The sequence below is a fragment of the Variovorax ginsengisoli genome, assembly GCF_030486595.1.
GTDB classification, from domain to species: Bacteria; Pseudomonadota; Gammaproteobacteria; order Burkholderiales; family Burkholderiaceae_C; genus Variovorax; species Variovorax ginsengisoli_B.
Window position 1 is genome coordinate 1 of sequence record NZ_JAUJZH010000037.1, and the last position, 26,196, is coordinate 26,196.

The window sequence follows — 26,196 nt, forward strand, 5'->3', positions numbered from 1 at the left end:
GCAGGAATCAGCGGCTCCACACGCTGCCAGAACTCATCGGTCACCACCCACGACTCAACACGTTTCGCCAAGATCTCGATCCATCGCCGCGCCCAATGCGGCTCGGATCGACAGTTTACCTATTTACGGATAAGTTCTAAGAAGCGTGTCAAGGGCTACAAGCCCGCATGGCGCATGGCATCGCCTGGCGTCGAGCCGACCGCTTTCGAGAGCCTGAGGGCGCTCCTTTCCGGCGTCGCGACGAACCTCAATCCTCGCAAGACCTGCTGGCGCCTTGGCGGGCTGGTCCTCTTCTTCGACATGACAGTCGAGGGACTGAAGCTGAAGGCCTCGCCACCGAAGAATGTCGTCCTGTGCATGGATCTCGACGACCTGATGAACGCGGACATCCGGTCGACGCTGCCACCTTGCGGCCGGAATCCGTGTCCGTCTCATGCAGACGATCCGACGTGATGAAGACTTACGCACCATCGAAGCCACTCTCAAGCATGACGCCGCGCTGACCTACCGCCTGTTGCGCCACATCAATTCGCACCCGGCATTGGAACCGGCGTGCAGGTCCAGTCGCTCCGCCACGCGGTGGCCATGTTCGGCTATTCGCTGCTGTTCCGATGGCTTTCGGTGCTGCTGGCGACGAGCAACAAGGACAGCGCGGCGTTCATGACGAAGAAAGCGATTGTCCGCGGCCGGTTTGTCGAGCTGATGGGCCAGGGGATAGTGCCACCGGACGAGGCCGACAACCAGTTCGTGGCCTGCGCTGATGCTGATCTTGCCGTCGATCGGGCTGGCGTCATGACGTCGGCGCGCAACGTACGTATGCGCACGTATGGGCTGCGGCGGGCGGACAGCTTATCTTCCGATCACGGCACGATGGCCGTGGTCGAGAGTCGACGGGGCGGCACAAGGCGCTGTCTGTCTAAAGCCCAATCGCCGACCCTGAGGGCAACTCGGGGTCGCACTCATAGAAGGATGACGCAGGTCATGCAGTGGAACTCGCGCTCAACGAGGATGAAGATGACTGAATCGAACCCGTCCTCCATGGTCATACTTGGTGTTGGCCGCCCCTTGTCTGAAAGTGTACAGGGGGAGTCTTGGCGGGATCTCGTCAGATGAAAGCCGCGCCGAAGCGCAAGGATGAGGACGCAGCTCTAGCCGCGCTCCACGCGCTAAAAATACTTGATAGCGAGCCGGAGCCCGAGTTCGATGCCATCGTGCGAACGGCGGCGGAAATCTGTGGCGCGCCAATCTCGCTGATCAGCCTGATCGACCATGACCGGCAATGGTTCAAGGCCAATGTCGGACTTCCGGGCATCGCCGAAACGCCGCGCGAGCTTGCGTTCTGCGCTCACGCCGTCCTCGGTGGCGACCTGTTCGAAGTTCCCGATGCCATGCAGGACAGTCGGTTTGCCGACAATCCCCTGGTGACGGGTCCGCCCGACATCCGCTTCTATGCCGGCGCGCCCGTCCTTTTGAACGATGGAATATGCGTCGGGACGCTATGCGTCATGGACAGGAAGCCCCGTCAACTGAGCGAGAAGCAGCGCGAAACGCTTCGATGCCTTTCGCGCATCGTGGCCCACGCGATGCAGGGCCGTTACGCGATTCGGGAGACCTTGAGGTTGGTGGACCGCCTGTCCGAGCAGCACGAGCTGCTTCGCGTCACGCTGCAGTCGGTGGCGGACGGAATTGTGACGACCGATGCGGAGGGCAACGTCAGTCTCCTCAATGCTGTCGCTGAACGTTTGACCGGGTGGTCGACCAGCGAAGCCCGGGGCAGAGCACTGTCGGAAGTCTTGCATGTGATCGTGGATGCCTCCGCGGTCGCAAGCCGGTCGTGCAACCATGATCTGCTCGTCTCTCGCGACGGACGGAGGTACGGAATCGAGAGGTCCGTGACTCCCATCCTCAAGGACAACGGTAGTGTGTTGGGCGAGGTCTGCGTCTTTCGCGACGTGACCGAACAGCGTCGTTCGTATGCGCAGATTGCCTATCGGGCCACGCATGACATGCTGACCGGACTCGCCAATCGGTCAGAATTCGAGACGCAGTTGGGGCGCGCGCTCCATACGGCGCGCACCACGCCAATACAGCATGCATTGATGTACATCGATCTTGACCAGTTCAAGCGGCTCAATGATGCGTGCGGCCATGCTGCGGGCGATCGGCTCCTGAAGCAGTTCGCCAGGGTGCTCACCGCGACGGTCCGGGGCGGTGACACGGTGTCAAGGCTGGGCGGCGACGAATTTGCCGTCATCCTCGAAGACTGCGCCCTCGATGACGCAAGGCGCCTGGCGCAGGAAATCTGCGATCACATGGAAGATTTCAGGTTCGCTCATGGCGAACTGAAGTTTCGAATCGGTGCGAGCATCGGCGTGGTGAAGATCGATGACCACTGGCGAACGGAGGCGGCGCTGTTACAGGCCGCCGACGCTGCGTGCTTTTCTGCCAAGGACGCCGGGCGCAACCGGGTGCACCTCTGGGGGGAAACGGACCTGGCGGTGCAGGCGCGAGAAGAAGGGCTCAGGTGGGCCACGCAGATCGAACAGGCGCTCGACGAGAACAGGTTCGAACTGTTCGCCCAACGCATCGTACCCCTCGACCGCCCAGTGAACGGGGTGCATGCCGAGATTCTCTTGAGAATGGTCGCACGCGACGGCGCATTGGTGCCCCCCGGCGCATTTCTTCCTTCGGCAGAGCGTCATAACCTCTCGTCGCGAATTGATCGTTGGGTGCTGCTTCGAACACTTCTTTGGCTGCGCAGCGCCTCCAACCAGACGCGCGTTGACATGCTCAGCGTCAACCTGTCCGGCCACTCGGTGGGAGACCCCGCTTTCCACGTCTGGGCATGCGGGAAGCTCGACGAGGCCGGTCCGGCCCTTTGCTCGAGGCTGTGTTTCGAGATCACCGAGACCGCGGGCGTGGCGAACCTTGCGCAAGCCGCGGCCTTCATCGCGGAGCTTCGAAGCCGGGGTGTCCGAGTGGCGCTCGATGATTTCGGCTCTGGCACCGCGTCGTTTGGGTACTTGAAGAAATTGTCAGTAGATTTTCTCAAGATCGATGGTCAGTTCGTGCGCGACATGCTCACTGATGCGCTCAATGAAGCGGCCGTGCGCTGTTTCGTTGACGTCGCCAAGGTCGTAGGAATGAAGACGATTGCGGAGTTCGTGGAAAGTCCGGCGGTGATGTCGCGGCTTGAGCGGATGGGCGTCGACTATGCGCAAGGCTTTCTTGTTCATCAACCAGAGCCCATTGATGGATTGCTCGACGACTTGCCCGACGCTGCTTCCCGTGCGCCGAGTCAAAGCCTGCATGGGCTGAGCATATGTTCCTGAGATGCACGCCATCGGGTTGCACCAGGAGTCAATGTTCGCTTCGAGCTTGAAAGGCTGGGGCACGCGGCCTCATGGGCCTACGACGGCAATCAAGCTCCGACGGACCAGGTTTGCCACGTTGGATGCACCCATCTTCACCAACACGCGGCTTCGATGAATCTCGATGGTGCGGAAGCTCCCGCCCAATTCCTTGGCAATCTCCTTGCTGGTCATGCCGAGCACCATCCGGTCGTACACCTCGCGCTCGCGCGCCGTCAGTGCCGCCAGCCGCCCGGCGTGCGCCGAGGTGCCGGATCTTCTCGGCCGTGCGGAAGTGGAGACATGGACGGCGAATGCGCGGCGCAAGCGCGCCACGAGATCCGCGGCGTCGAAGGGCTTCTCGACGAAGTCGACGGCACCGTTTCGCATCGCAGTCACCGCCACTGCGATTTCCGAATTACCTGCGAGGAACATGATCGGCAGCATCACGCCGCGCTCGCGCAGCAAGGTCTGCAATTTCAATCCCGACACTTCAGGCATGCGAACATCGAGAAGCAGCACGGCCGGTGACTGCAGGTCGGCATGGGCAAGCAGGTCCTGTGCCGAGACGAAGGTTCTGAAACAGAGCTTCGCGGTCGTGAACGTGCGCCGTAGGAGGTCTCGCGCAAAGTCGTCATCGTCAACGGCGAGAACCATCGCGGGCGGTGAAAGCACCGGCGGGCTAGCTTCCGGCATCGGGCTGGCGGGCGTCGAGGAAGTGTTGAAGGAGGTTCATCTCGCGGTCGAAGCGCTTCACCAGCGTGTCGAGGCCGGCCGCCTGCTCCGTCTCGGCTTGCTCCTCGATATCTGCGCACAGCTGGCCCAGGCGCATCGCGCCGATGGCGCGCGCGGAAGACTTCAATTTGTGGGCACTGTCAGCGACCAGGCGCAGGTCACTGTTTTGCCATCCACGCCACATGGCTTCGCGGGCCTGCGCGGCGGACGCACCAAAGGCGCCGAGCACCTCTGCCACGCTGAGCGGGTCGTCACCGATCAAGTCCGTGAGGACGCGCAGGTCCGCCGGTGCCTCGAGGGCAGGAACGGCGATGGCCGCATCGAGGGCTGCCTTGAGATCCTCTAGCCGCACCGGCTTGCTCAAGTAGGCGTCCATGCCGGCCGAGAGGCAGCGCAGTTTCTCATCGCCCACGGCGTTGGCCGTCAGCGCGATGATCGGCGTGTGGTGACCGGCAGCTTCCTCGCGGCGGATGGCTGCAGTGAGCGCATAGCCGTCCATCACGGGCATGTGCAGGTCGGTAAGGACGAGCGAATAGGAGCCGCTGCGCCAGAGCGCAAGGGCCTGCCGCCCATCGGCAGCGATGTCTGCGGAGAAGCCGATCAGTGCCAGTTGCCGCAGGATCACCTTGCGGTTGGTATCGTTGTCTTCCGCGATCAGAACGCGGCTTGTGGCCGATCCCGATGGCTCGCCTGCGCTCGACCGTGGAAGTGTCTTCGGGGGCAGCTCGTCGGCCTGGAGGCTTGTCCGCAGTCGTCCGCAGGCCAGGCCGAGCGCCTTGAACAGCGTGCGGCGCGGCAGGGCGTTGGCGTCAATGCGCAGCAGGTCGGCCGCTTCGATGCGCGGTCGACGGCGTTCACCCCAACCGAACACCACGAAACGGATCTCGCCGCTGAGATGCGGCGGCACCCATGCACGCAGCCGGGCCGGATCGCCTGCCGGCTGGTCGGGCAGGATCAATACCAACTGCTCGCCCGGCGCCCACTCAGCCCCTGCGAGGCTTTCCAGGTCATGAAACGAGTCGACCACCGCGCCCGCATGGCGAAGGGAGTCGACGATGTCGCTGGCCAACGGTTGCAAGTGGCCGACGATGCGGCAGCGCAGGCCCGTTGCCACCGACCAAAAGTCGTCGGTCTCTCGTGGCTCGTCCGCTGGCGAGGGCAATCGAAGCCGTGCCGTGAAGCGGGATCCCAGGCCGAGCGAGCTCTCGACCGAGATTTTCCCGCCCATCGACTCCACCAGCATGCTGGAGATGGCCAGTCCCAGCCCGGTGCCGCCGAAGCGGCGCGTGGTGGAGACATCGGCCTGCGAGAACGGCGTGAACAGCTGGGCAAGGGTCGCTTCGTCCATGCCGATGCCGTTGTCGGTTACGTCGAGGTCGACCGTCACCCCTTCCTTCTCTTTCGTGACGAGCACGGCGCGCACCGATACCTGCCCCACGCCCACGCGGCCACTGGTGAACTTGATCGCGTTTTCAACCAGATTGACAAGCACCTGCCGCAACCGCGTCTCGTCACCCACGACTTGGGATGGAATGGCAGGATCGACATGCACCGTGAGGTGAACGCCGCCTTTGGTCGCCTTGTGATCGAGCATGCCGCAGACGTTCTCCAGCAAATCGCCCAAAAGCAATGGCTGCGCCTCCAGCGTCAGCTTGCCAGCTTCGATCTTGGAGAAGTCGAGGATGTTCTCGATGATGCCGAGCAGCGAGAAGCCGGAGTCGCGGATCAGGTCCACGATCTCGAGCTGTTCGCCCATCAGGCTGCTGCGGTGAAGCAGGTCGATCATTCCGATGACCCCATTCATCGGCGTGCGTATTTCATGGCTCATGGCGGCCAGGAAGGCAGACTTGGCGCGGCTGGCCTGTTCGGCACCGTCGCGCGCCAGTTCGAGCTCCGCAGTGCGCGAGCGCACGCGTGCCTCCAACTCCAGATTCATTTCGCTGAGCCGGTCCTGGTCTCGCTTGCGTTCGGTGATGTCCTGGGACATCACGACGATGCCGATGACCTCCTTGGCGGCATTGCTGTATGGCACCTTGTCCGTCTGGACCCAGATGACTTCGCCATCGGGCCTGTGGCTTTCCATGAGCACGCCGAGCTTGGGCTGGCCGGAGCGGATCACCTCGAGGTCGTCGGCGCGCATGATCGCGGCGTCGGGATAGATCTCCTGCGCGGGGCGGCCTTCGATCGCGTCCACGGTCTGGCCGACGGCTTCGGCGGCGCGACGGTTCAGGCGCACGATGACGTCCTGCGTGTCCTTGAACCAGATCATCGCGGGCATCAGGTCGAACAGGATGCGCAGCTCCATGCGCTGGCGCTGCAGTTCCTGGTGGCTGTTGGCGATCTCGAGCTCGGTCCTCTTGCGCTCGCTGATGTCGCGCATGACCCCCGACACCGAGGCGACTTGGCCATCGCCCCCCTTATGTGCGATGAGGACCTGCGACACGGGGATTTCCTTGCCGTTGCGGGTCGTCAGGACGGTCTCGCCGCTCCAGGTGCCCTCCCGCTTGGCGGTGAGCACGCCCTCGGCAAGCTCGCCGCCGGGACGCGACACGAAGTCCCAGGCGGAGATGTCGGCCAGGTTTTCCGACGGTTCCACCTGGAGCGCCTTGCGGCCGGCCAAGTTGAGATACTGCAGGCGCCCGTCGGGGCCGCTGATGCTGACCAGGTCAGTGGTCGACTCGAGGATCGCGGCCAGGCGCGCGCGCTCCGATTCAGCGCGCTTCTGCAGCGTGACGTCCTGCAGCGCGCCGTGCACGCGCGTGGTCCGGCCGGCAAAGTTGCGTTGCGCTTCTCCGGTGCAACGCGCCCAGATGGCGCGTCCCGTGGCCGTGCGCATTTCGAGCTCGACGTCGAACGGCACGCCCTCCTGTGCGCAGGCGTCGAACGCCGCCTTGATCACCCCGACCGACTGCGGTGCCCACCGCGCAAAGGCCTCTTCAAGGCTGGGCACGGTGCTGGCGGGCACCTCCAGGATCTCGCAGACGCCATCGGACCATGCGACCCGCCCGCTGGGCAGCTCCACCGCCCAGCCTCCGAGGTGCGCGGTACGGCCTGCGATGCGCAGCAGCGATTCGCTCTCTCGCAGCCGCTGTTCGGCACTGAGTCTGTCGACGGCGGCCCATGAGCGCTCGGCGGCTTCCTGCAGAGTAAGGATCTCGCCCGCAGTCCAGTCGCGCGGTCGCGCCTGATGGGCGGCGATCATTGCCTGCAAGCGGCCCCGCCTCCTCAGCGGGCAGCAGATGATCGCCGCCACACCCATCGCAGCAAGCATCTCCCTGCCCTCGCCCGATGGCAGTTCGATGCCGGTGTTGCGAAACACGAGCGAACGGGCGCCGTGCAGTTCGGCAGCCGTTTGCACGCCGAAGCTTGACAGGAGGCGGCTGGCTTGCGCGCCCGCACAGCTTGCCACGCGGCCATGAACGACGTCGAAGCGGTCGCCGTCTTCGTGCATTTCTGCGTACGCGCAGTGTGCACGCAACTGCTTGCCAAGCAGCCGGCAGGTCGTGGCCAGGATCTGGGTCGGGTCGGTCAGCCCGCAGGTCGCCTCGGTAAGTTCGTGGAGGAAGCGCAAGCGCTCCCTGGTCTCGGCCAGCACCTCGTCCGCGCGCATGTATTTGCTGATGTCGCTGTGCACGACGATCGCCCCGTCGACACCGTGCGGCCCGCCTGTGCCCAACGAGGTTGCCGTCATCTGGAACCACCGCCGCTCGATGGGAGAATGACACGGATATTCAAGCGCAAAGCTCGGGGCGTTGCCGCTGAGCACGGAACGCACGCCTGCCGCGGCCTCGTGCGCGGACTTGGCGTCGTCACCCACCGCCTGATCACAGACTTCCAGGTAGTTGAGGCCGATCCCGTCAGACCCGCTCGCCAGCCCTTCGAAGCGTGCGAATTCGCGCCAGCGGCGGTTGGTCGACACGATGTTCGCCTCCCGATCGAGGACTGCGATGTTCGCCGGAAGTGCGTCGATCACCTCGGTGAGCAGCGTTGCGAATTGCGGGTCGGATGCCAGCATGCGGCGCGCAGGTGCTACGGGGTTCAGGGCTGGCTGTGGCGCGAATGCAGATGCCGAGTCCATCAGGCCGTTGCCAGCGTTGGAGACGCCTCGGGGGCCCTCGGCTCGCGGACGGCATCGAGGGCATGCCTCAGACGTCTTTCGCTGTCCGCCAGGAGGCTTTCGCTGCGATAGCGCTCAAGGGCCATCTGAATGGTCACGTGAAGGCCGCGCTCGGAGAAAGGCTTCAGCAGGTAGCCGCAGGCGCCGCTTCCGCGAGCGCGTCCCAGGACCGCATCCTCGGAATAGGCGGTCAGGAAGATGACAGGCGTGCGCCGCTCACGCACGATGGCTTCGGCGGCCTCGATGCCGTCGCCCCCGGGGCCAAGATTGATGTCCATGAGCACGAGGCTGGGCTGGGTGCGTTGCGCCATCTCCACCGCTTGGTCGCGCGTCGAGGCGACACCCGCGACTTCGTAGCCAAGCCGTGCCAGACTTCGCTGCAGCAGCAGCGCAATGACGCTGTCATCGTCGACGACGAGGATGCGGACCTGTTCTCCTGTGCCGCTGCCCGGCTCCAAAGGCACCCTGGCCTGCATGGCGTTCGGCGGCGCGGCAGTGATCGGTTCGCCTCGCACGGTACCGGCGCTCGGGTCGCAGAGAATGAGCGAGGCCCGATAGGCCGCGCGGCCCGCGAGCTTGGTATGGGCGGCGAGTTGTTTCCAGGCCCGCTCCCGATCGGACGGCGACATTTCGTCTGACGGTTCGGTCAGGGAATGCGCCACTGCAAGCAAGGAGACCGCGGAGCGCAGGCAGAAACTGATCGCGGAGACTACCGGACGAGCCTGGAAGCTCAAGTCCTCGGTTCGTCGGATCTCATCCTGTTCATCCGGGCTCAGCGCCATCAGGTCGGTCGGAGATCGAAAGCTCACCGATGCTTGTTCACTGAACATATGGTGTGACGCCTCTTCGATCACGTCGATCGCCCGGGCGAGCAATTCGCCTGGGCGGGGTGTTACCGGAACCCTGCTCATGACATCCTCTTCGGGCTCGGTTGCATTGGCAGGTTGGCAGCTTGAGGATATCCGCCTGCGCAGCGTCGAGCGTTTGCTGTCGAGCGAAGCGCCTCGATCGTCATCAATGGCGTTGCATACATCTGGGAATCTCCATTTTTTGGCGAAGAGAACGATCTGAACGGGTGAATGACCAGGGTTTCGGAAGCCGATGAGCAAGCCCGAAGAGGGAACGGTCGACCGAAGGCGACCAGAGCGCAGGCGTGGTGCTGTCGGAGTTCGGGGTCCTGAAGGTTCCGCGCGCATTCGCGCTGCGGGGCGAGGGCGGGTCAGATTGACGCAGCTGTCGAATAGCGGTGCTTGAGCCGTCCTTTTTCGAGCAACTTCTCAATCTCGGACCTTCAAAGGAAGCGGGGTCGAATCTAGGCAAATTCTCGGCTGGCAAGGATCCACTGAACAGGCTCAGTTCCGCCGCAATTGAGCGGGCCAGATCACTGAGGTCGATCGACCTCAGCCAAGCTGAAGAGCTGACAACCTTCGCCGCTGCCCTCAGGAATGTCGCCGCACACGAGCCTTGAAACCGGCATCGCGCCGTGCTGTCGGCATGATCCGGTCGAGACGACGAAAGTCGTCTGTTTTATGGCTGTGCGGTGGCCAGCTCGTGACGACTCGCCGCGCACTGCGTCGCGAGTTCGCCGACGGTCTTCAGTGCGGGCAAAAAGCGCGGGTCAGCGCCATGGCTTAGTTCAGCCGCACGCAGTTTCTAAAGCGCCGCGCGGCGGAAAAGAGCGGCCCTGGCGACAGGCTGATGCGGCGTTCTCTCGCGAGTGTGTGCAATTCGATCGCGTCGACGGTGTTGGGCAATTCGATCCATAAAAAATAGCCGCCTTCCGGAACCGCCATGCGCGTGCCGGCGGGGAAGTGCATCTGTACGGCCTCAATGGCCGCGGTGCATTTCGAGGAACTCGGGCTGTCCCCCCGGGTGCGGCTGGAACTGGGCAGCAACGAGGCCATCAAACAGTCGGTGGCCGCCGGCATGGGGCTGGGCCTGGTATCGCGCCATGCGCTGGCGGAGGATCCTGCCGCCGAGGGCCTGGCCGTGCTGGCGGTTGACCGATTCCCCGTACCCTCGTCTTGGTCGGTTCTGTGGCCGCGAGGCAAGCGGCTGTCGCCATTGGCTGCGGAATTTCTGGCGCAGCTGCAGGACTTGGCGAGGCAATGGGACGCGCACAGCTGACCCCAGCTTCAAAGACGTAGCTGTCCAGACAAGCACTGGATTACCTGATTACCCCTCCTGCCCGGTGCTCCCCAGAGGTGGCATCGTGCCGCGCTTCGTGGGGTCCCCTCGTTTTCCGTGATCCAACGCTGCAGGCGCCGGCGGATTCGAGGTCGGATGGAAGAGCCAGGAACGTGGACATCGGCCAGCTCGTCTCGAACTGCTGGGCACGATGGTGCGCCGCGAATTCGCTCCGCTTGGATCGGCCTTCCTGAGCCGATCGCTGTGCCCGCTCACGCGATTGGCGTGGCACCTCTGGACCGAATGCCGCCACAGCGGGTGCGGATTCCCCCGATGGCGCAAGATTCCGGGCGAACTATGCTATTAGCGTCCACCTGACCCATCCGAGCCGCTCCCTTGTCCAAAGCCATCAAGATCTTCCAGGGCCGCTTCGGCCGCGTCGCCTTGCTGGACATGACGGCATCACTGGTGCCGCACGCGCACCACCATTGCCACATCCTGATCAAGGCCGGCGGAGCCGACGGCGCCTTCGCCGTGCGCGGTGAGCGCCAGCCGCTGACCGACGAGACGGCGGTGCTGATCAACGCCTGGGAGCCGCACGCCTACATCCACGAGGCGCCGCCCGAGGCGCAGACGCTGATCCTGGCTCTGTACATCGAGCCGTCGTGGCTGGCGGACATCCAGCGTTCGTTGTCGCTGTCGGCGCACCCCCGCTTCTTTCCCCAACCGTGTGTCGGCATCCGGCCCGGCACGCGCAAGATCGTCGAGGAGTTCGTGCTCGAACTGTGGTGGGCCGACGAGGTGGCCGCCACGCGGCTGGAGGACCTGCTGTTCAACCTGGTGATCTCGGTCATCGACAGCTACTCGAATTGGCGCGATCTCGCCGGCCTGCTGCGCACCCGGCCACCCACGGCGATGGACCCGCGCACGCGCAAGGTGATCTCCCACATGCGCGCGAACCTCTCGCGCGACTTCGACATGGAAGACCTGGCGGCGCATGCCGGCCTGTCGCGCGCACACTTCTTCTCGCTGTTCCAGCGCGACACCCACGTCACGCCAGCGGTGTACGCCAACGTGCTGCGTTTCGAGGCCGCGGTGCAGCGGCTGTCGCATTCGAGCGAGCCGGTCGGCGATGTGGCGCATGACCTTGGCTTCTCGGCCTCGACGCACTTCGCGCGCTTCTTCCGCCAACACCAGGGCATCACGCCGACCGACTACCGGCGAGTGGTCAACCTGTTCGATCCCCCCGCGCGGTTTTCGACCACGCGCGAGCCCGAGATCTAGCCGCGATCTAGCCGCTTTCCGCGCTGCAGCACGCAAGTCGCCGGACTGCGCGAACCAAAATCAGACGAATTGGTCCTTCACTGGACGCTGGCGTTCACGCTGATGGAAGGCCCCGGCCTACGCTCTGTACACAGAGACAAAGCAAGCAGGAGACCAGCGAAATGCACAGCGAACCGGCCCTCGCGCAGCAACTGCGCCGGCCCACCCTCGGCCAGCCAATCGAGCGGCTCGAAGACGCAGCCCTGCTGACCGGCCGCGGCCGCTACGGCGACGACCTGGGCGTGACGCCCGGCACGCTGCACGCCGCCGTCTTGCGCTCACCGCACGCCCACGCCGAACTGGTCGCGATCGATGCGGCCGCGGCGCTGGCGATGCCCGGCGTGCGCGCCGTGCTCACGGGAGAAGACGCCCAGCGTTGGTCGCAACCTTTCGTGGTCGGGGTCAAACAACCGATGCGGCATTGGGCGCTGGCAGTGGACCGCGTGCGCTATGCCGGCGAGCCGGTCGCCGTGGTAGTGGCCGAAGACCGCTATCTCGCCGAAGACGCGCTCGACGCCATTCGCGTCGAGTACCGCGCGCTGCCCGCGGTGGTGAACATCGAACGCGCCATCGAAGCCGATGCGCCAGTGCTGCATGCCGATGTCGGCAGCAACGTGGTGTCGGACCGGCAGTTCGCCTACGGCGATGCCGCTGCAGCTTTTGCCGACGCACCGCACCGCGTGGCGCTCACGGTGCACTACCCGCGCAACACCTGCACGCCGATCGAATGCGGTGTCGTCGTCGCCGAGCACCTGCCGGGCGACGAAGGCTACGACGTGCTGTCGAACTTCATGGGGCCGTTCTCGCTGCACGCCGTGATGGCGCTGGCTTTGCAGGTGCCCGGCAACAAGCTGCGCCATCGCATCCCGCGCGACTCGGGCGGCAGCTTCGGCGTGAAGCAGGCGGTGTTTCCGTACGTGGTGCTGATGTGTTTGGCCTCGCGCAAGGCCGGCGCCCCGGTCAAGTGGGTCGAGGACCGGTTGGAGCATCTGACCGCCGCGACCTCGGCGACCGCCCGGCTGACCACAATCGAGGCCGCGGTGAACGCCGAGGGCCGCGTGCTGGCACTGCGCTACGACCAGATGGACGAGGTCGGCGGCTACCTTCGTGCGCCCGAGCCGGCCACCTTCTACCGCATGCACGGCGCCCTGACCGGCGCCTACGACATCGCTCACCTCGAGGTGCGCAACCGCGTGGTCGTGACCAACAAGACGCCGACCGGCCTGGTGCGGGGCTTCGGCGGGCCCCAGGTGTACTTCGCGCTGGAACGCCTGATGGACCGCATCGCCGTCGAGCTCAACATCGACGCGTTCGAACTGCGGCGCCGCAATTTCGTGGCGGCGGACCGGTTCCCCTACCACGCCGCAGCGGGCGCGGTGCTCGACTCCGGCGACTACGCGCAGGCCCTGGACCTGGCCCGCGCGGCGGCCGACATGCCCGCGCTGATCGCGCGGCGCGATGCGGCTCGGGCGGCCGGCAAGCTCTATGGCATCGGCTGCGCGGCCATCGTCGAGCCATCGGTGTCGAACATGGGCTACATCAGCACCGTGCTCACGCCTGCGCAGCGCGCCAAGGCCGGGCCGAAGAACGGCGCGATCGCGAGCGCCACGGTGTCGATCGACCTGCTGGGCGGCATCAACGTCGGCATCGCTTCGGCGCCAGCCGGTCAGGGCCACATGACGGTGTGCGCACAGGTCGTGGCCGACGTGTTCGGCCTGAAGCCGGAACAGATCGCCGTCAACGTCGAGTTCGACACCGCCAAGGACGCATGGTCGGTGGCGGCGGGCAACTACTCCAGCCGCTTCGCCGGCGCGGTCGCAGGCACGGTGCACCTGGCCGCGGTCAAGCTGCGCGACAAGCTGGCGCGTATCGCGGCGGCGCAGTTCGACTGTGCGCTCGACCAGATCGTGTTCATCCAAGGCCAGGTGATGGACAGCCGACAGACGGAGCGCAGCCAGCCCTTTGCCCGCCTCGCCGCGAGCCCGCACTGGGCGCCCGCACTGCTGCCCGAAGGCATGGCGCCAGGTTTGCGCGAGACCGCTTTCTGGACCCCCGAGACACTGGCCGCGCCGGACGCGAACGACCGCGTCAACACCTCGGCCGCGTACGGCTTCGTCTTCGACATCTGTGGCCTCGAGGTCGATCCGGACACTGGCCGGGTGCGCGTCGACCGCTACATCACGGCGCACGACGCCGGCCGCATCCTCAACCCGGCGCTGGCCGACGGGCAGATCTGCGGCGCGTTCGCGCAAGGCCTCGGCGCCGCGCTGTACGAGGAGTTCCGCTACGCGGCGGACGGCGGCTTCCAGTCCGGGACGCTGGCCGACTATCTGATTCCCACGGCCTGTGAGGTGCCTGACCCGGTGATCGTCCATATGGAGACGCCCTCGCCTTTCACGCCGCTCGGCGCCAAGGGGCTGGGCGAAGGCAACAACATGAGCACGCCGGTGTGCATTGCCAATGCGTTCGCCGATGCGCTGCGGCCGCTGCGCGATGTGGACGATGTGCGGCTGCCGCTAACGCCCTCGCGCGTGCTGGCCGCGATCGGCGCGGATGAACCCGCAGCGCCGGCCTCGATGGCGCGGGCCGCAGCACCCGCGCTGCCGGCGGGTGACGGCCTTGCGCTGCGCGCCAGTGGCGTGATCGACATCGCCGCGCCGCCGGAACGCGTGTTCGCGGTGCTGCTCGACCCGGTGGCGCTGGCCAAAGTGATTCCGGGCTGCCATGCGCTGGACGTGATCGGCGCCAACCGCTATCGCGCCGACGTCACGGTCGGCGTCGGGCTCGTGAAGGCGCGCTACGAGGCACAGATCGCGCTGTCGGAGATCGACCCGCCGCACAGCCTGCGGCTCGCCGGGCAAGGCAGCTCCTCGCTGGGCACCGGCGCCGGCAGCGGCACGGTGCGCCTGGAGTCCAGCGACGCCGGCACGCGCCTGCACTACGACTACGCCGCGCAGGTCGGCGGCAAGGTGGCCGCGGTCGGCAGCCGCATGCTGGAAGGCGCAGCGCGCATCGTGCTCGCGCAGCTGTTCGAATCGCTCGGGCGGCAGGCGACGGGCGCCGTACCGCTCACGGCGTGGCAGCGACTGCGGCGCCGGCTCGGCATCGGTGCCAAGGAGCACGCATGAAACCCGCAGCCTTCGACTACCTGCGCGCCGACAGCGCGGACGCGGCGGTCGCCGCACTCGCCGCGCACGGCGACGACGCGCGCATCCTTGCGGGCGGCCAGTCGCTGATGGCGGTGCTGAACATGCGCCTTGCACAACCGTCGCTCTTGATCGACATCTCGCGCTCGGCGCCGCTCGCGAAGGTGAGCACCGAGCCGGGCGGCTGGCTGCGCATCGGCGCTGCGGCCACGCAGGCCAGCATCGAATGGCGCCCTGGCTTGCGGCAGGAGCTGCCGCTGCTGGCGCTGGCCTTCCCGCACATCTCGCATTTCCAGATTCGCAACCGAGGCACCGTCGCGGGTTCGATCGCGCACGCCGACCCCTCGGCCGAGCTGCCGCTGTGCCTGCTGGCGCTCGAAGGCGAAGTCGTGCTGCGCAACGCGAAGCGCACACGACGCGTGAAGGCACAGGACTTCTTCACCGGCATGCTGAGCACGGCGCGCGCGAACGACGAACTGCTCGAGGCGGTGCGCTTTCCGCTGGGCCAACCGGGCGTGGGCCATGGCTTCGAGGAGTTCTCGATGCGTCATGGCGATTTCGCGGTCTGCGCGGTGGCCGCGATGGCCGATGCAAAGCGCCTGCGCGTCGCCGTGGGCGGCGTCGCCGACCGGCCGACCGCGCGCGACTTTCCTTTGCTCGACGGCAGCGCCTTGGACGACGCACTCAACGAACTCGCGTGGTCGCTGGACGCGCGCGACGAACCGCAGGCGAGCGCCGCGCTGCGCCGCCAACTGGTGCGACGCCTTGGCCGGCGCGCCGCCAATCAAGCCCTATCGAACCGGAGTTCCTCATGACCGTCCTGGCCCGCGACGCACTGCATCCGGTGCGCCTCCATCTCAACGGCAGCGCACGCAGCGCCCAGGTGCAGCCGCGCATGCTGCTGAGCGACTTCCTGCGCCACGCGCTCGGCGCGACCGGCACCCACGTGGGCTGCGAGCACGGCGTCTGCGGCGCCTGCACGGTGCGCATCGACGGCGTGGCCCAGCGCGCCTGCATGACGCTGGCGTTGCAGGTCGACGGGCGCCGTGTCGACACGGTGGAAGGCCTGGCCGACGCGCAGGGCCTGCTGAACGACCTGCAGACGGCCTTCAAGCGCCATCACGCGCTGCAATGCGGCTTCTGCACTGCCGGCATCCTGATGTCGTGCGCCGACTGGCTCGGCCGTGTGAGCCAACCGAGTGAGGACGAGGTGCGCGAGATGCTCTCGGGCCACCTGTGCCGCTGCACCGGCTACACGCCGATCGTCGCCGCCGTGCTCGAGGTGGCACGCGCGCGCCAGACGGCGAAGGAAGCCACCCATGCTTGACCTCGGCCGCACGCTGCTCCAAAGCATCGAACGCAGCCCGCGCGCCACGGCGCTGGTGGACGGCGCGCTGCGCTGGAGCTATGCCGACTGGGCGCTTCGCGTCGGCGCCGTACAGCAGGGCCTGGCCCGGGCCGGCCTGCGACGCGGCGATCACCTGCTGGTCGTGATGCAGAACCGCTGGGAGATGGCCACGCTGCACTGGGCCTGCCAGTTCGCGGGCATCGTGATCACGCCCTTGAACTGGCGCGCCAAGAGCGAGGACATCGACTACTGCCTGGCCGATTCCGGCGCGCGGGCACTGGTCTGCGAGCCGGCGGCCGAAGCCGCGGTGGCGGGTTCCGCACTGGCGGCACAGCGCATCCGCATCGGCGTCGGCGAAGTGCAGGGCGCGACCATCGCCTTCAAGGAATGGCTCGCCGCGCCGTGCGAACCGATACCGCACGCCGTGGCCGACGACCTCTCACTGATGCTATACACCTCGGGCACGACCGGCAAGCCCAAGGGCGTGCCGCGCCGCCAGCGCGCCGAGCGCATCGCCGCGCTCGCCCACGTCGCGCAGAACCGCTACGCCATCAGTGAGCGCACGCTCGGCGTGATGCCGCTGTATCACACGATGGGCGTGCGTTCGCTGCTCGCTCTGGCGCTGCTCGATGGCTGCTTCGTCTGCATACCGAAGTTCGATGCGCGCTCGGCGCTCGCCGCCATCGAACGGGAGCGGATCACGCACCTCTATCTGGTACCGACGCTCTATCACGACCTGCTGTCGCATGCCGACTTCGCGCAGACTGACGTGACGAGCGTGAGGAAGCTCGGCTTCGCTGGTGCGCCGATGCACGACGGACTGCTGCAGCGGCTCGACGCGGCGTTCCGGCCCGAGCTGTTCGTCAATCACTACGGCAGTTCGGAGATCTACACCTTCGCCATCAGCCAGAACGCGGTGGCCAAGCCGGGCGCCGCGGGGCGGGCCGGCATGAACACGCGACTGCGGGTGATTCCGCTCGTCGCGGAGACGCCGGAGCGGAACGCCGCGCAGGGCGAAGAGGGCCAGATCATTGCCGACCTCCTCGGCGACGAGGCCTTCGAGGGCTATCACAACCGCCCCGACGCGAACGCGAAAAGCCTGCGCGACGGCTGGTACTTCACCGGCGACACCGGCTATGTCGATGCCGACGGCGACCTGTACGTGACCGGACGTGTCGACGACATGATCATCAGCGGCGGCGAAAACATTTCGCCGGTCGACATCGAGTCGGTGCTGTCGCTGCACCCGGCGGTCGACGAAGTGGCCGTGGCCGGCCTGCGCGACGAGCGCTGGGGCCAGAAGGTGGTGGCCTTCGTGAAGACACGCGCACCGGTCGCGCCCGATGCGCTCGACGCCCATTGCCGTGTCTCCGACCTCGTCAACTTCAAGCGTCCGCGCGAGTACGTGTTCGTGCACGAAATACCGAAATCCCCGGTCGGCAAGGTGCTGCGCCGCAAGCTCGTCGCCGGCGAGTTCGAGCAGGCCGCGCCCATGCCACCGACCCCTCCCCTTCACCCCAAGGAAAAGCCAGATGAAACTCAATGAACTCGGCCACCCGGCCCTCGCGCTGCCGGTCGATCTCGACGGCTTCTCGGTGCACATCGATGCAAAGCGCGAGCGCGCCGACATCGTGCTCGCGCGCCCGCCCTTCAACGTGATCAGCATGCGCGGGCGCGAACAGCTGCGCATCACCTTCGAGGCGCTCGATGCCGACGCTCGCGTGCGCGTGATCGTGCTGCGCGCCGAGGGCGAGCATTTCTCCAGCGGGGGCGACATCCGCGGCTTTCTGGAAGCGTCGCCCGAACATGTGTCGAAGCTGGCCTGGAACGTGGCGGCGCCGACGCGCTGCAGCAAGCCGGTGATCGCGGCCGGCCGCGGCTACTGCTTCGGTGTCGGCTTCGAGATCTCGCTGGCCTGCGACTTCCGCCTCGCCACCGAGACCACGCTGTACGCACTGCCCGAACAGAAGCTCGGCCAGATCCCGGGCTCGGGCGGCTCGGCGCGGCTGCAGAAGATGGTCGGCATCACGCGCACCAAGGACATCGTGATGCGCTCGCGCCGCATCGGCGGCCGCCAGGCCTTCGACTGGGGCGTGGCCACCGAATGCGTGCCCGACGCCGAACTCGAATCCGCGACCGATGCGCTGGTCGACGAACTGCGCAGCTTCTCGCCGCTGGCCCAGCGCACCGCCAAGAAGCTGCTCAACGACACCGAGGACTCGCCGCTGTCGATCGCAATCGAACTCGAAGGCCACTGCTATTCGCGGCTGCGCAGCTCCGAAGATTTTCGCGAAGGCGTCGAGGCCTTCCATGGCAAGCGGCGCGCCAACTTCACCGGCAAGTGATCCCATTTTTTCAAGAACCACCCCAAGGAGACAGACATGAAGACACTCGCACGCACCGCCTTCCTTGCCGCACTGGCCGCACCACTCTTCGCCGCGGCGCAGACCGCGCCGATCAGGATCGGCGTGGTCACGCCGCTGTCGGGCACCTATGCCGGCATCGGCCAGCAGGTCAAGTGGGGCCTCGACCTCGCAGCCGCGCAGATCAACGCGGGCGGCGGCGTGATGGGCCGCAAGCTCGAGTTGATCTACGAAGACGAAGAGGCCAACCCTGCCGTCGCGACGCAGAAGGCCGAGAAACTGTTCCAGGTCAACAAAGTCGACTTCCTGACGGGCACGGTCAACTCCGGCTCGACGCTCGCCGTGGGCCAGCTGGCCGAGCGCAACAACAAACTGATCGCGACCACGGTGTCGTTCGCGGATTCGATCACGACCGACAAGTGCTCGCCCAATGTATTCCGCGTCAATGCGCGCGCCGGCATGCAGTCGGCGGCGCTGGCCGATTGGCTGGCCAGGGAGAAGCCGCAGGCCACCGTGTTCTACCTCGGCCCCGACTACGAGATGGGCCGCAGCACGGTGGCAGCCTTCAAGTCGGCGGCCGAAGCCAAGGGCTCGAAGACGGTGGGCGAGGTCTACGCGCCGCTCGACAACAAGGACTACTCGCCCTTCTTCGGACAGGTGCGCGCGTCGCGACCGGGCGTGATCTACACCTCGGTCGCCGGCAACGACACGGTGCGCCTGTTCAGCCAGCTCGCCGAGTTCGGCGTGTCGCGCAACGTGCAGATCGTGGGCGCCTCTGGCACCGTGACCTCGCAGAACCTGGCCGCGATCGGCAAGGCGGCCGACGGATTCGTCACCGGCGTGGGCTATTCGCCCAGCATCGACAGCGCCGAGAACAGAAAGTTCGTGAGCGAGTTCGAAGCCGCCGCCAAGGCCAGGCCCGACCTGTACGGCGCCGATTCCTACGGCGTGCTGTTCTTCTACAAGGCGGCCGTCGAGAAGGCGCAGAGCACCGACACCGACAAGGTGCGTGCGGCCATGCGCGGCATCGAATGGCAGACGCCGCAGGGCACCAAGACCCTGCGCGCCGGCGACCACCAGGCCATGCAGGAGATGTATGCGGTGCGCGTGGTTGGCGGTGAATTCAAGATCGTTGGCAAGGTCGGCGCGGTCGCGGCGATCGGCGCCGATACCTGCACCCGGTTCTGAACCGGTCCGCCTCGTTTCAGGAGACACACCATGGGCGAACTGCTCGACTGGTTGCAATTTGTCCTGGCGCCACAAGTCATCAACGGCGCGTCCATCGGCGTTGCTGTGGTGCTGATGGCGCTGGGACTGACGATCATCTTCGGCTTGCTGGACGTGATCAACATGGCGCACGGCGAGTTCTACGCCATCGGCGCCTACGCCGCGGTGGCGCTGCTGGCCGCCGGCCTGCCCTTCTGGTGGGCGCTCGCGCTCACGCCGGTGCTGATGGCGGTGGTGGGCTATGCCTGCGAACGGGTGCTGATCCAACGGGTGTTCCATTCGCGGGAACGCCACACGCTCACGCTGCTGCTCACCTTCGGCCTGGCCATCATCCTGGAAGACGTGCTGAAGCTGGCGTTCGGTGCCAATCCGCTGCGGCTGGAGTCGCCGATCGCGGGCGCGACCGAAATGTTCGGCCTCTTCTTCCCGAACTACCGGCTGTTCCTGATGGCCTTCGGTGCGGTGGTGATCGGCGCGGTATGGCTGGTGGTGTTCCGCACGCGGCTCGGTGCGATGGTGCGTGCCGCGGCGTTCGACCGCCACATGGCGGCCTCGCTCGGCGTGCCGGTCGGCGTGGTGTACGCGGGCACCTTTGCGTTTGGCGTTGCGCTGGCGGCGCTGGCGGGCGTGCTGCTGGCGCCGATCTATTCGGTGTTCCCGACCATGGGCCGCGACTTCGTGCTTATCGCGTTCTCGGTGGTGATCATTGGGGGCATGGGGTCGATCAAGGGCGCGGTTGTCGCCGGGCTGCTGCTGACGCAGGTGCAGTCGATCTCGAGCCTGTACATCTCGCCGGTGTGGAGCGATCCGCTGCTGTTCGGGATCATGGTGCTCACACTGATGTGGCGGCCGCAAGGCCTGTTCGGGAGGCTTGGCCATGCATGAAATGACGGCAACGGCAGGCGTGCTGACCACCACGCCGGCAAAGAAGCGCAACCCGATCCGCTGGCTCGCGTTCCTGTTCTTCGGCCTCGCGCTGGTGTTCGCCGCCATCGCGGGCGTGCAGGGCGACGTGTTCTTCTTCCGGCTCGGGACGGAGGCACTGATCTTCGGCGGTCTCGCGCTCTCGGTCGACCTGCTCCTGGGCCGCACCGGCCTGCTGCCGCTCGGCCAGGCGCTGTTCTTCGGCTTCGGCGCCTATGTTTCGGCGCTGGTGCTCAAGGAGGGCCTGCCTTCGTTCTGGCTGGCGATGGCGGTGGTGCTGGCGAGCACCACGCTGGCCGGCCTGGTGAGCGGCGTGATCGCGATCCGCGCCAAGGGCGTGTATTTCGCGTTGATCAGCTTCGGCCTGGCGCAGGTGATATCCAAGGTAGTGTTCAACACGCGCGAACTGGGCGCATCGGACGGCCTCATTGGCATACCGGTGCCGCAGATCTCGCTCGGCCTGGTCAGCGTCGATGCCGCCAGCCCGGGCGGATTCTTCCTGTTCGTGCTGGTCTTCATCGCCGCGCTGTACGCCGGCCTGGCCTACCTGATGGAAACCCCGTTCGGCCGCCAGCTGGACGCCATTCGCGCCAACGAGCACCGCGTGCGCTTCCTCGGCTTCGATCCGTGGCGCTACAAGCTCGCAGCGTTCGTTCTGGCGGCCAACGTCGCCGGCCTGTCGGGCGCGCTCTACCCGATGCTGCGCGGCTTCGTCTCGCCGGAACTGATGTTCTTCCAGGTGTCGGGCAACGCGGTCATCAACGTCATCGTCGGCGGCACCGGCACGCTGATCGGCGCGCTCTACGGCTCGTCCATCCTCACGGTGCTGAAGTCGGTGGTGGGCTCGTTCACCGCGCACCACCAGCTCGTGATCGGCGCGATCTTCGTGATGGCTGTGATCTTCTTTCCGAAGGGCCTGATCGGCTATCTGGTGCCGGCGCTCGAACGGCGCTGGGCGCGCAAGGAGAACCCATCATGAGCGCGGTGCGTGAATCCGTGGCGTCGGCGGCGCGCGTCGACGCCATCCTTTCGGTGCGTGACCTCACCGTGCGCTTCGGCTCGCTGGTGGCTGTGAACGGCGTGAGCTTCGACGCCCGGCGCGGCCACATCACTTCGGTGATCGGCCCCAATGGCGCGGGCAAGAGCAGTCTGTTCAACCTGATCAGCGGCGCCTTCCGGCCGAGCGCCGGACGCGTGGTGTTCGACGGGCACAAGGTGACGGGCGCGAGCCCGGATCGCATGCTCGCGGCGGGCCTCGCGCGCTCGTTCCAGATCACCAACCTTTTCTTCGAGTTGCCGGTGCGCGAGAACCTGCGGCTGGCTGCGCAGTTTCTCGCCAATGGCCGCGGGTTGCTCAGGCCGGTCGCTTCGGGCCGCGCGGCGCTGCAGCGCGTGGATGAGCTGATCGAGCGCTTCGGCCTGCAACCCAAGGCCGACGAACTCGCGGGCTTCCTGTCGCACGGCGAGCAGCGCCGGCTCGAGATCGCCGTCGCGCTGGCGGCGCGGCCGCGCATGCTGCTGCTCGACGAGCCGACGCAGGGCATGAGCCACACCGACACCCAGGAGACGGCGGCCATGATCCGTGGCCTGGCGGCCGAATCGCTGAGCATCCTGCTGGTCGAACACGATGTCGACCTGGTGATGAACCTGTCGGACCACGTGGTGGTGATGCACCAGGGCCATAAGCTGGCCGAGGGACCACCGCAGCAAGTGCGCAGCGACCCGGCGGTGCAGGCTGCCTACTTCGGAGACGCCAACCATGCTTGAACTCAGCAACGTCCATGCGCATTACGGCCTGAGCCATGTGCTGCAGGGCATCTCGATCAGCGTCAAGGCCGGCGAGGTGGTCGGCCTGTTCGGCCGCAACGGCGTGGGCAAGACCACGGTCATGAAAACCATCGCCGGCTGGCTGGCGCCGAGCGAAGGACGCATTGCCTTCGAAGGTACCGACATCGGCGGCAGCGCGTCCGACATCATCTGCCGCCAGGGCATCGGCTTCGTGCCGGAAGACCGGCGCATCTTCCCCGGCCTGACGGTCGAGGAGAACCTGATGCTCGGCTTCATGCAGGTGCCGCGCCGGTCGGGCACCGAGTCCAGGCGCCGGCTGGACGAGATCTACACTCGCTTCCCTCGCCTCGGCGAGCGCCGCACACAACTCGGCACCACGCTCTCCGGCGGCGAGCAGCAGATGTTGGCCATGGCGCGTGTGCTGGTGGGCCAGCCCAAGCTGCTGTTGATCGACGAGCCGACCGAGGGACTGGCACCCAAGATCGTCGACGAGATTTTTGAACTAATGGAGGGACTCCGTCGCGACGGTATTCCGATCGTGCTGGTCGAGCAGAATGTGCGCCGCGCAATCGAGCTGACCACACGCTTCTATGCGATCGAGCGCGGGCAGGTCGTGGCGACGGGGCGTGCCGACGTGGCGACGGACCGGGAGGCGCTGTTCGAGCGCATCGCGGTTTGAGGGCGAATGGCACTTGCCTTGGCTTTCCAGCCGGCGGCGATCCGCGCAAGTGGTTCAAGGCAAATGCGGAGTGGCTGACCAAGGGTCGATAGCATGGTTGTCTACGAAGCACGCAAGCCATCAAGTGCCAGCTGTTCGGCTATGGACGATACGATTGGCAGCGGTCGAAGAAAGCCTCGAGTTCGGTGGACTTGTCGTAAACGCCATCCGCTCCGAGATCCATGCACCGGCGGCGAATTTCTGCCGTGGGATAGTTCGTCAGGACCAGCATGTGCTGGTGCGGAGACCGGTTCTGACCGGCGCGCAGCACGCTGAGCCCCGAGCCCTCCTTCAGGAAAAGGTCCACGATGACCAGGTCCCACTCATCGCCGTACCGATTCAAGGCATCGATGGCCTCCGAGGCGCCCTCGGCGACGGCGATCACCTGCGCATCGGCCAGCTCGGCCAATGTCGGAATCAGGTTCTCGCGAATTGTCTCGCTGTCCTCGATGAGGAGCGTATGGAGCGGCATCGTGGTACGCCTGAGGCGCTCGGTTGTGAATCGCCACGCGGGGTCTGCTTGCGGCACGTATTGGCGCAGACAGTGCCACTGCCATCATGTAGGTCAACAGCCTGCGCGTCCCGGCTATGGCGTCCTACGGGCCGCGCCGCTATGGGTCAAAGGTCTCGGGAACTTCGAGCGGGCGGATCGTCGGCCGGACTGCCGTGGCAAACCTCGCCGCCCTGCACCGCTTGCTCCAGAGAATCATTGACCTCGTCCAACAGCTCCGCCGACTTCGTCAACCGCTTCTCGAAATCGTGTCCGAAAGGCAGGAACCGATGAACTGGCTCAAGATGTACGACTACCCCACGCATCTTGTGAAGCTGCGTCAGGGAGACGTTGGCCTCTTCGTTTGTGCGCCGGCATGGCGAGGACGTCTGGGCACGGTCTGCGCATTGTGGGTACGGCTGAACACGGACTGGCACGCACTCACGCCTTCGGGGGCTCAAACCTTCCACGCATTTTGGACCCGTGCGCATCCGCGCGGCCTCCTCGTGGGACGCGGTACCGTCCGGGTGGGAAGCCGCGGGCGAGATCCTGCGCAAGTATTAGCGGTCGAACCTGACACACCGAGTACAGGCGATCCAGCAAAGCTGGTCAAACTGCTCACGTCGTGGGCGGACCTTTCGAATTGAGCCGACGGTGATCCGTCGCCTTGTCACGATGGGTGATCGGCCGGTGACAGCGTCTACCCTCGAATTCCTGCGCGCGCAGTAGTGGCACTGCAAGGCCATCTTGGCCTTCGGTGCTTCACAGGCCCTGTTGGGCGAGGCTCGGATCCCCCTGACCTTGCCCGACGGCGCGGCCGATCCGGGGCTGATCCTGGCCGATTCTTCGGCGGCCGACGCAGCAGCCGCCGACTTCTTCGATGCCATGGCTTTGCACCGGCACTTCGGTCGCGAGAACGATCCGCCAGCGATCTGAGGTTCCGGACAGTGGGGCCCCAGCAACTGGGGCCCATTTTTTTGAGCATTCCGTGGCGGCGTACGAGGACTCGAAGTCGTGCGTCGGAGATCGCATCTGGCACGTGTCGAAGAAGGAAAAGCCGTCTGGCGTGTGGGCCGTGCTGCCTGCGCGCGTGTTCTCTTTGGGACTGATCCCGGGCCTCGCCTTCCTGCTCTTGGTCTCTTCGCTCGTGAGCACGGCCCTCGCTGCCTTCGACGGCTGGTTCGGCCGGCTGTTGCCTGGATGGGAGGTTCTGATGCAAGGACTCAACATCCTGATCTCCTTCTCCATCCTGATGCTGATGTTTGCCATGAATTTTCAAACTGATGTCTTCCTCTCCCATCACAAGTGCTTGTCGCGATTGATGCTTTTGGGGGAGACCGGGTCAGTTTGTCGAAAGATGCGATTACCTCGCAATACGTCGTGGCTGCCAGCACGTGGTCGCCGTCCTTGGGCAGTTTTCGCAGCAATCGGGAATACCGCCGCCGACGCGCTGCGTACGCTTGCCGACATCGAACAGGAGTGCCCATGCTGAACGTCAACCCGATGGCCACCGTCGACGAAGCGCCAGGCTTTCGTCGCATGTTCCGCGCGGGCCGCCTCACGCTCGGCGTCTTCTTCCCCATCGAAGCCTTCAAGGGCGATGAGCCGTCGATGCACGACCAGGAGCGGCTCGCGCAGCGCGCCGAGGCCCTCGGATATGCCGCCCTGTGGGTGCGCGACGTGCCGCTGCGCGATCCGAGCTTCGGCGACCTCGGGCAGATCTACGATCCCTGGGTGTACCTCGGCTGGATCGCGGCACACACGCAAAAGATTGCGCTGGCCACCGGCTCCATCGTGCTGCCGCTGCGGCATCCGCTGCATGTGGCCAAGGCGGCAGCCTCGATCGACCAGCTGTCGGGCGGCCGGCTGGTGCTGGGGGTGGCGTCGGGCGACCGGCCGGTGGAGTTCCCGGCCTTCGGCGTCGACATCGAACGGCGCGCCGTCCTGTTCCGCGAGTACTTCGAGGTCATCCGCCGCGTGCTGCAGCTCGAGTACCCGATGTTGAAGTCGACGGCCGTTGTGCTCGCCGCCAACGCCGACCTCGTGCCCAAGCCGTTGGGGCGCCTGCCGATGCTCGTCACCGGAAACAGCGGGCAGCCGCTGCCCTGGATCGCCGGGCACGCCGACGGCTGGATCACCTATCCTCGCGGCATCGACCGCCAGGCCGAAACGGTGACGCGCTGGCGCGGCGAGGTCCATGCCGCCAGACCGGGGGCCTTCAAACCGTTCGTGCAATCGCTCTACGTCGACCTCGCCGACGATCCGCACCTGGCGCCGACGCCCATCCACCTCGGCTTCAGGGCGGGGCGGCACTTCCTGCTGAGCTTTCTCGACTCGCTGCGCGGTGTCGGCGTCAACCACGTGATCCTCAACTTCAAGTACGGCGCGCGGCCGGCATCCGAGGTGCTCGAGGAGATCGGCACCGAAGTGCTGCCGCGCCTGACCGACGCGCGGGCCGACAAGCCTGCCGCCGTCGAGCTGGAACCGAGCGATGCCGAGGTCGACGACACAGTCGCGCCGCAGCATTGAGGACGGGTGCA

22 protein-coding genes and 1 pseudogene are annotated in these 26,196 nt (G+C 66.1%); 18 read left to right on the forward strand and 5 right to left on the reverse strand.

The annotated features are described in order from the left end of the window. From QZH52_RS33540 to QZH52_RS33550, 3 genes and pseudogenes are all read left to right on the forward strand, one after another. A pseudogene (locus QZH52_RS33540) lies at nt 1–453 on the forward strand (hypothetical protein); the annotation flags it as partial. A 132-nt stretch (nt 454–585) separates the two neighbouring features. Beyond that, complete coding sequence (locus QZH52_RS33545) at nt 586–1,113, forward strand: hypothetical protein (RefSeq protein WP_301815497.1); 528 nt, start codon at nt 586–588, stop codon at nt 1,111–1,113. After that, the gene (locus QZH52_RS33550; protein ID WP_301815498.1) at nt 1,110–3,332 is read left to right on the forward strand and encodes an EAL domain-containing protein; all 2,223 of its coding nucleotides are present in this window, start codon (nt 1,110–1,112) and stop codon (nt 3,330–3,332) included. The genes QZH52_RS33545 and QZH52_RS33550 overlap by 4 nt, the downstream gene beginning before the upstream one ends. Before the next feature lie 69 nt (nt 3,333–3,401). On the opposite strand, the gene QZH52_RS33555 is transcribed toward QZH52_RS33550, so the two are convergent. From QZH52_RS33555 to QZH52_RS33570, 4 genes are all read right to left on the reverse strand, one after another. After that, nucleotides 3,402–4,025, reverse strand: coding sequence for a response regulator transcription factor (locus QZH52_RS33555; protein ID WP_301815500.1), 624 nt, complete (start codon nt 4,023–4,025; stop codon nt 3,402–3,404). A gap of 7 nt (nt 4,026–4,032) precedes the next feature. After that, nucleotides 4,033–8,100 carry a PAS domain S-box protein gene (locus QZH52_RS33560; RefSeq protein WP_301815501.1) on the reverse strand — a complete coding sequence of 1,356 codons (4,068 nt, stop codon included), beginning with the start codon at nt 8,098–8,100 and terminating at the stop codon, nt 4,033–4,035. 62 nt (nt 8,101–8,162) lie between these two features. Then, nucleotides 8,163–9,311, reverse strand: a complete 1,149-nt coding sequence (locus tag QZH52_RS33565; RefSeq protein WP_301815503.1) for a response regulator — start codon at nt 9,309–9,311, stop codon at nt 8,163–8,165. Between the two features lie 522 nt (nt 9,312–9,833). Continuing rightward, the gene (locus QZH52_RS33570; protein WP_301815505.1) at nt 9,834–10,019 is read right to left on the reverse strand and encodes a hypothetical protein; all 186 of its coding nucleotides are present in this window, start codon (nt 10,017–10,019) and stop codon (nt 9,834–9,836) included. Nucleotides 10,020–10,032: 13 nt separating this feature from the next. Between QZH52_RS33570 and QZH52_RS33575 the strand changes: the two genes are divergently transcribed. The 12 genes from QZH52_RS33575 to QZH52_RS33630 all read left to right on the forward strand — a co-directional run bounded on the left by QZH52_RS33575 (nt 10,033) and on the right by QZH52_RS33630 (nt 23,127). Then, the gene (locus QZH52_RS33575) at nt 10,033–10,329 is read left to right on the forward strand and encodes a LysR substrate-binding domain-containing protein (RefSeq protein ID WP_301815506.1); all 297 of its coding nucleotides are present in this window, start codon (nt 10,033–10,035) and stop codon (nt 10,327–10,329) included. Between the two features lie 396 nt (nt 10,330–10,725). Further along, complete coding sequence (locus QZH52_RS33580; RefSeq protein WP_301815507.1) at nt 10,726–11,613, forward strand: AraC family transcriptional regulator; 888 nt, start codon at nt 10,726–10,728, stop codon at nt 11,611–11,613. A 161-nt stretch (nt 11,614–11,774) separates the two neighbouring features. Beyond that, nucleotides 11,775–14,780, forward strand: a complete 3,006-nt coding sequence (locus tag QZH52_RS33585) for a xanthine dehydrogenase family protein molybdopterin-binding subunit (protein ID WP_301815509.1) — start codon at nt 11,775–11,777, stop codon at nt 14,778–14,780. After that, entirely contained in the window at nt 14,777–15,613 is an 837-nt protein-coding gene (locus tag QZH52_RS33590) for an FAD binding domain-containing protein (RefSeq protein WP_301815510.1), read from the forward strand. The genes QZH52_RS33585 and QZH52_RS33590 overlap by 4 nt, the downstream gene beginning before the upstream one ends. Beyond that, entirely contained in the window at nt 15,610–16,125 is a 516-nt protein-coding gene (locus QZH52_RS33595) for a (2Fe-2S)-binding protein (RefSeq protein ID WP_301815512.1), read from the forward strand. Before QZH52_RS33590 ends, QZH52_RS33595 begins: the two co-directional genes overlap by 4 nt. Continuing rightward, nucleotides 16,118–17,692, forward strand: a complete 1,575-nt coding sequence (locus tag QZH52_RS33600; protein WP_301815514.1) for an AMP-binding protein — start codon at nt 16,118–16,120, stop codon at nt 17,690–17,692. Before QZH52_RS33595 ends, QZH52_RS33600 begins: the two co-directional genes overlap by 8 nt. Next, nucleotides 17,679–18,491, forward strand: a complete 813-nt coding sequence (locus QZH52_RS33605) for an enoyl-CoA hydratase/isomerase family protein (RefSeq protein ID WP_301815515.1) — start codon at nt 17,679–17,681, stop codon at nt 18,489–18,491. Before QZH52_RS33600 ends, QZH52_RS33605 begins: the two co-directional genes overlap by 14 nt. A 36-nt stretch (nt 18,492–18,527) precedes the next feature. Then, complete coding sequence (locus tag QZH52_RS33610) at nt 18,528–19,697, forward strand: ABC transporter substrate-binding protein (protein ID WP_301815516.1); 1,170 nt, start codon at nt 18,528–18,530, stop codon at nt 19,695–19,697. A gap of 30 nt (nt 19,698–19,727) precedes the next feature. After that, nucleotides 19,728–20,621: a branched-chain amino acid ABC transporter permease gene (locus tag QZH52_RS33615; protein WP_301815518.1), complete on the forward strand. Its 894-nt coding sequence runs from the start codon at nt 19,728–19,730 to the stop codon at nt 20,619–20,621. Then, complete coding sequence (locus QZH52_RS33620; protein ID WP_301815519.1) at nt 20,614–21,639, forward strand: branched-chain amino acid ABC transporter permease; 1,026 nt, start codon at nt 20,614–20,616, stop codon at nt 21,637–21,639. The genes QZH52_RS33615 and QZH52_RS33620 overlap by 8 nt, the downstream gene beginning before the upstream one ends. Further along, on the forward strand, nt 21,636–22,427 hold the full coding sequence (locus tag QZH52_RS33625) for an ABC transporter ATP-binding protein (protein WP_301815521.1): 792 nt from the start codon (nt 21,636–21,638) through the stop codon (nt 22,425–22,427). Before QZH52_RS33620 ends, QZH52_RS33625 begins: the two co-directional genes overlap by 4 nt. A gap of 37 nt (nt 22,428–22,464) precedes the next feature. Beyond that, nucleotides 22,465–23,127 (forward strand): ABC transporter ATP-binding protein, encoded by a 663-nt coding sequence (locus QZH52_RS33630; protein ID WP_301815522.1) that lies wholly within the window; start codon nt 22,465–22,467, stop codon nt 23,125–23,127. 139 nt (nt 23,128–23,266) lie between these two features. On the opposite strand, the gene QZH52_RS33635 is transcribed toward QZH52_RS33630, so the two are convergent. Beyond that, nucleotides 23,267–23,638: a response regulator gene (locus QZH52_RS33635; protein ID WP_301815523.1), complete on the reverse strand. Its 372-nt coding sequence runs from the start codon at nt 23,636–23,638 to the stop codon at nt 23,267–23,269. A gap of 765 nt (nt 23,639–24,403) precedes the next feature. Here QZH52_RS33635 and QZH52_RS33640 point away from each other — a divergent pair. The 3 genes from QZH52_RS33640 to QZH52_RS33650 are packed head-to-tail and all read left to right on the forward strand — an operon-like array spanning nt 24,404 to nt 26,185. Continuing rightward, nucleotides 24,404–24,592 carry a hypothetical protein gene (locus QZH52_RS33640; protein WP_301815524.1) on the forward strand — a complete coding sequence of 63 codons (189 nt, stop codon included), beginning with the start codon at nt 24,404–24,406 and terminating at the stop codon, nt 24,590–24,592. A gap of 52 nt (nt 24,593–24,644) precedes the next feature. Further along, complete coding sequence (locus QZH52_RS33645) at nt 24,645–25,148, forward strand: hypothetical protein (protein ID WP_301815526.1); 504 nt, start codon at nt 24,645–24,647, stop codon at nt 25,146–25,148. Further along, entirely contained in the window at nt 25,142–26,185 is a 1,044-nt protein-coding gene (locus tag QZH52_RS33650; RefSeq protein WP_301815527.1) for an LLM class oxidoreductase, read from the forward strand. The genes QZH52_RS33645 and QZH52_RS33650 overlap by 7 nt, the downstream gene beginning before the upstream one ends. Nucleotides 26,186–26,196: the final 11 nt, after the last annotated feature.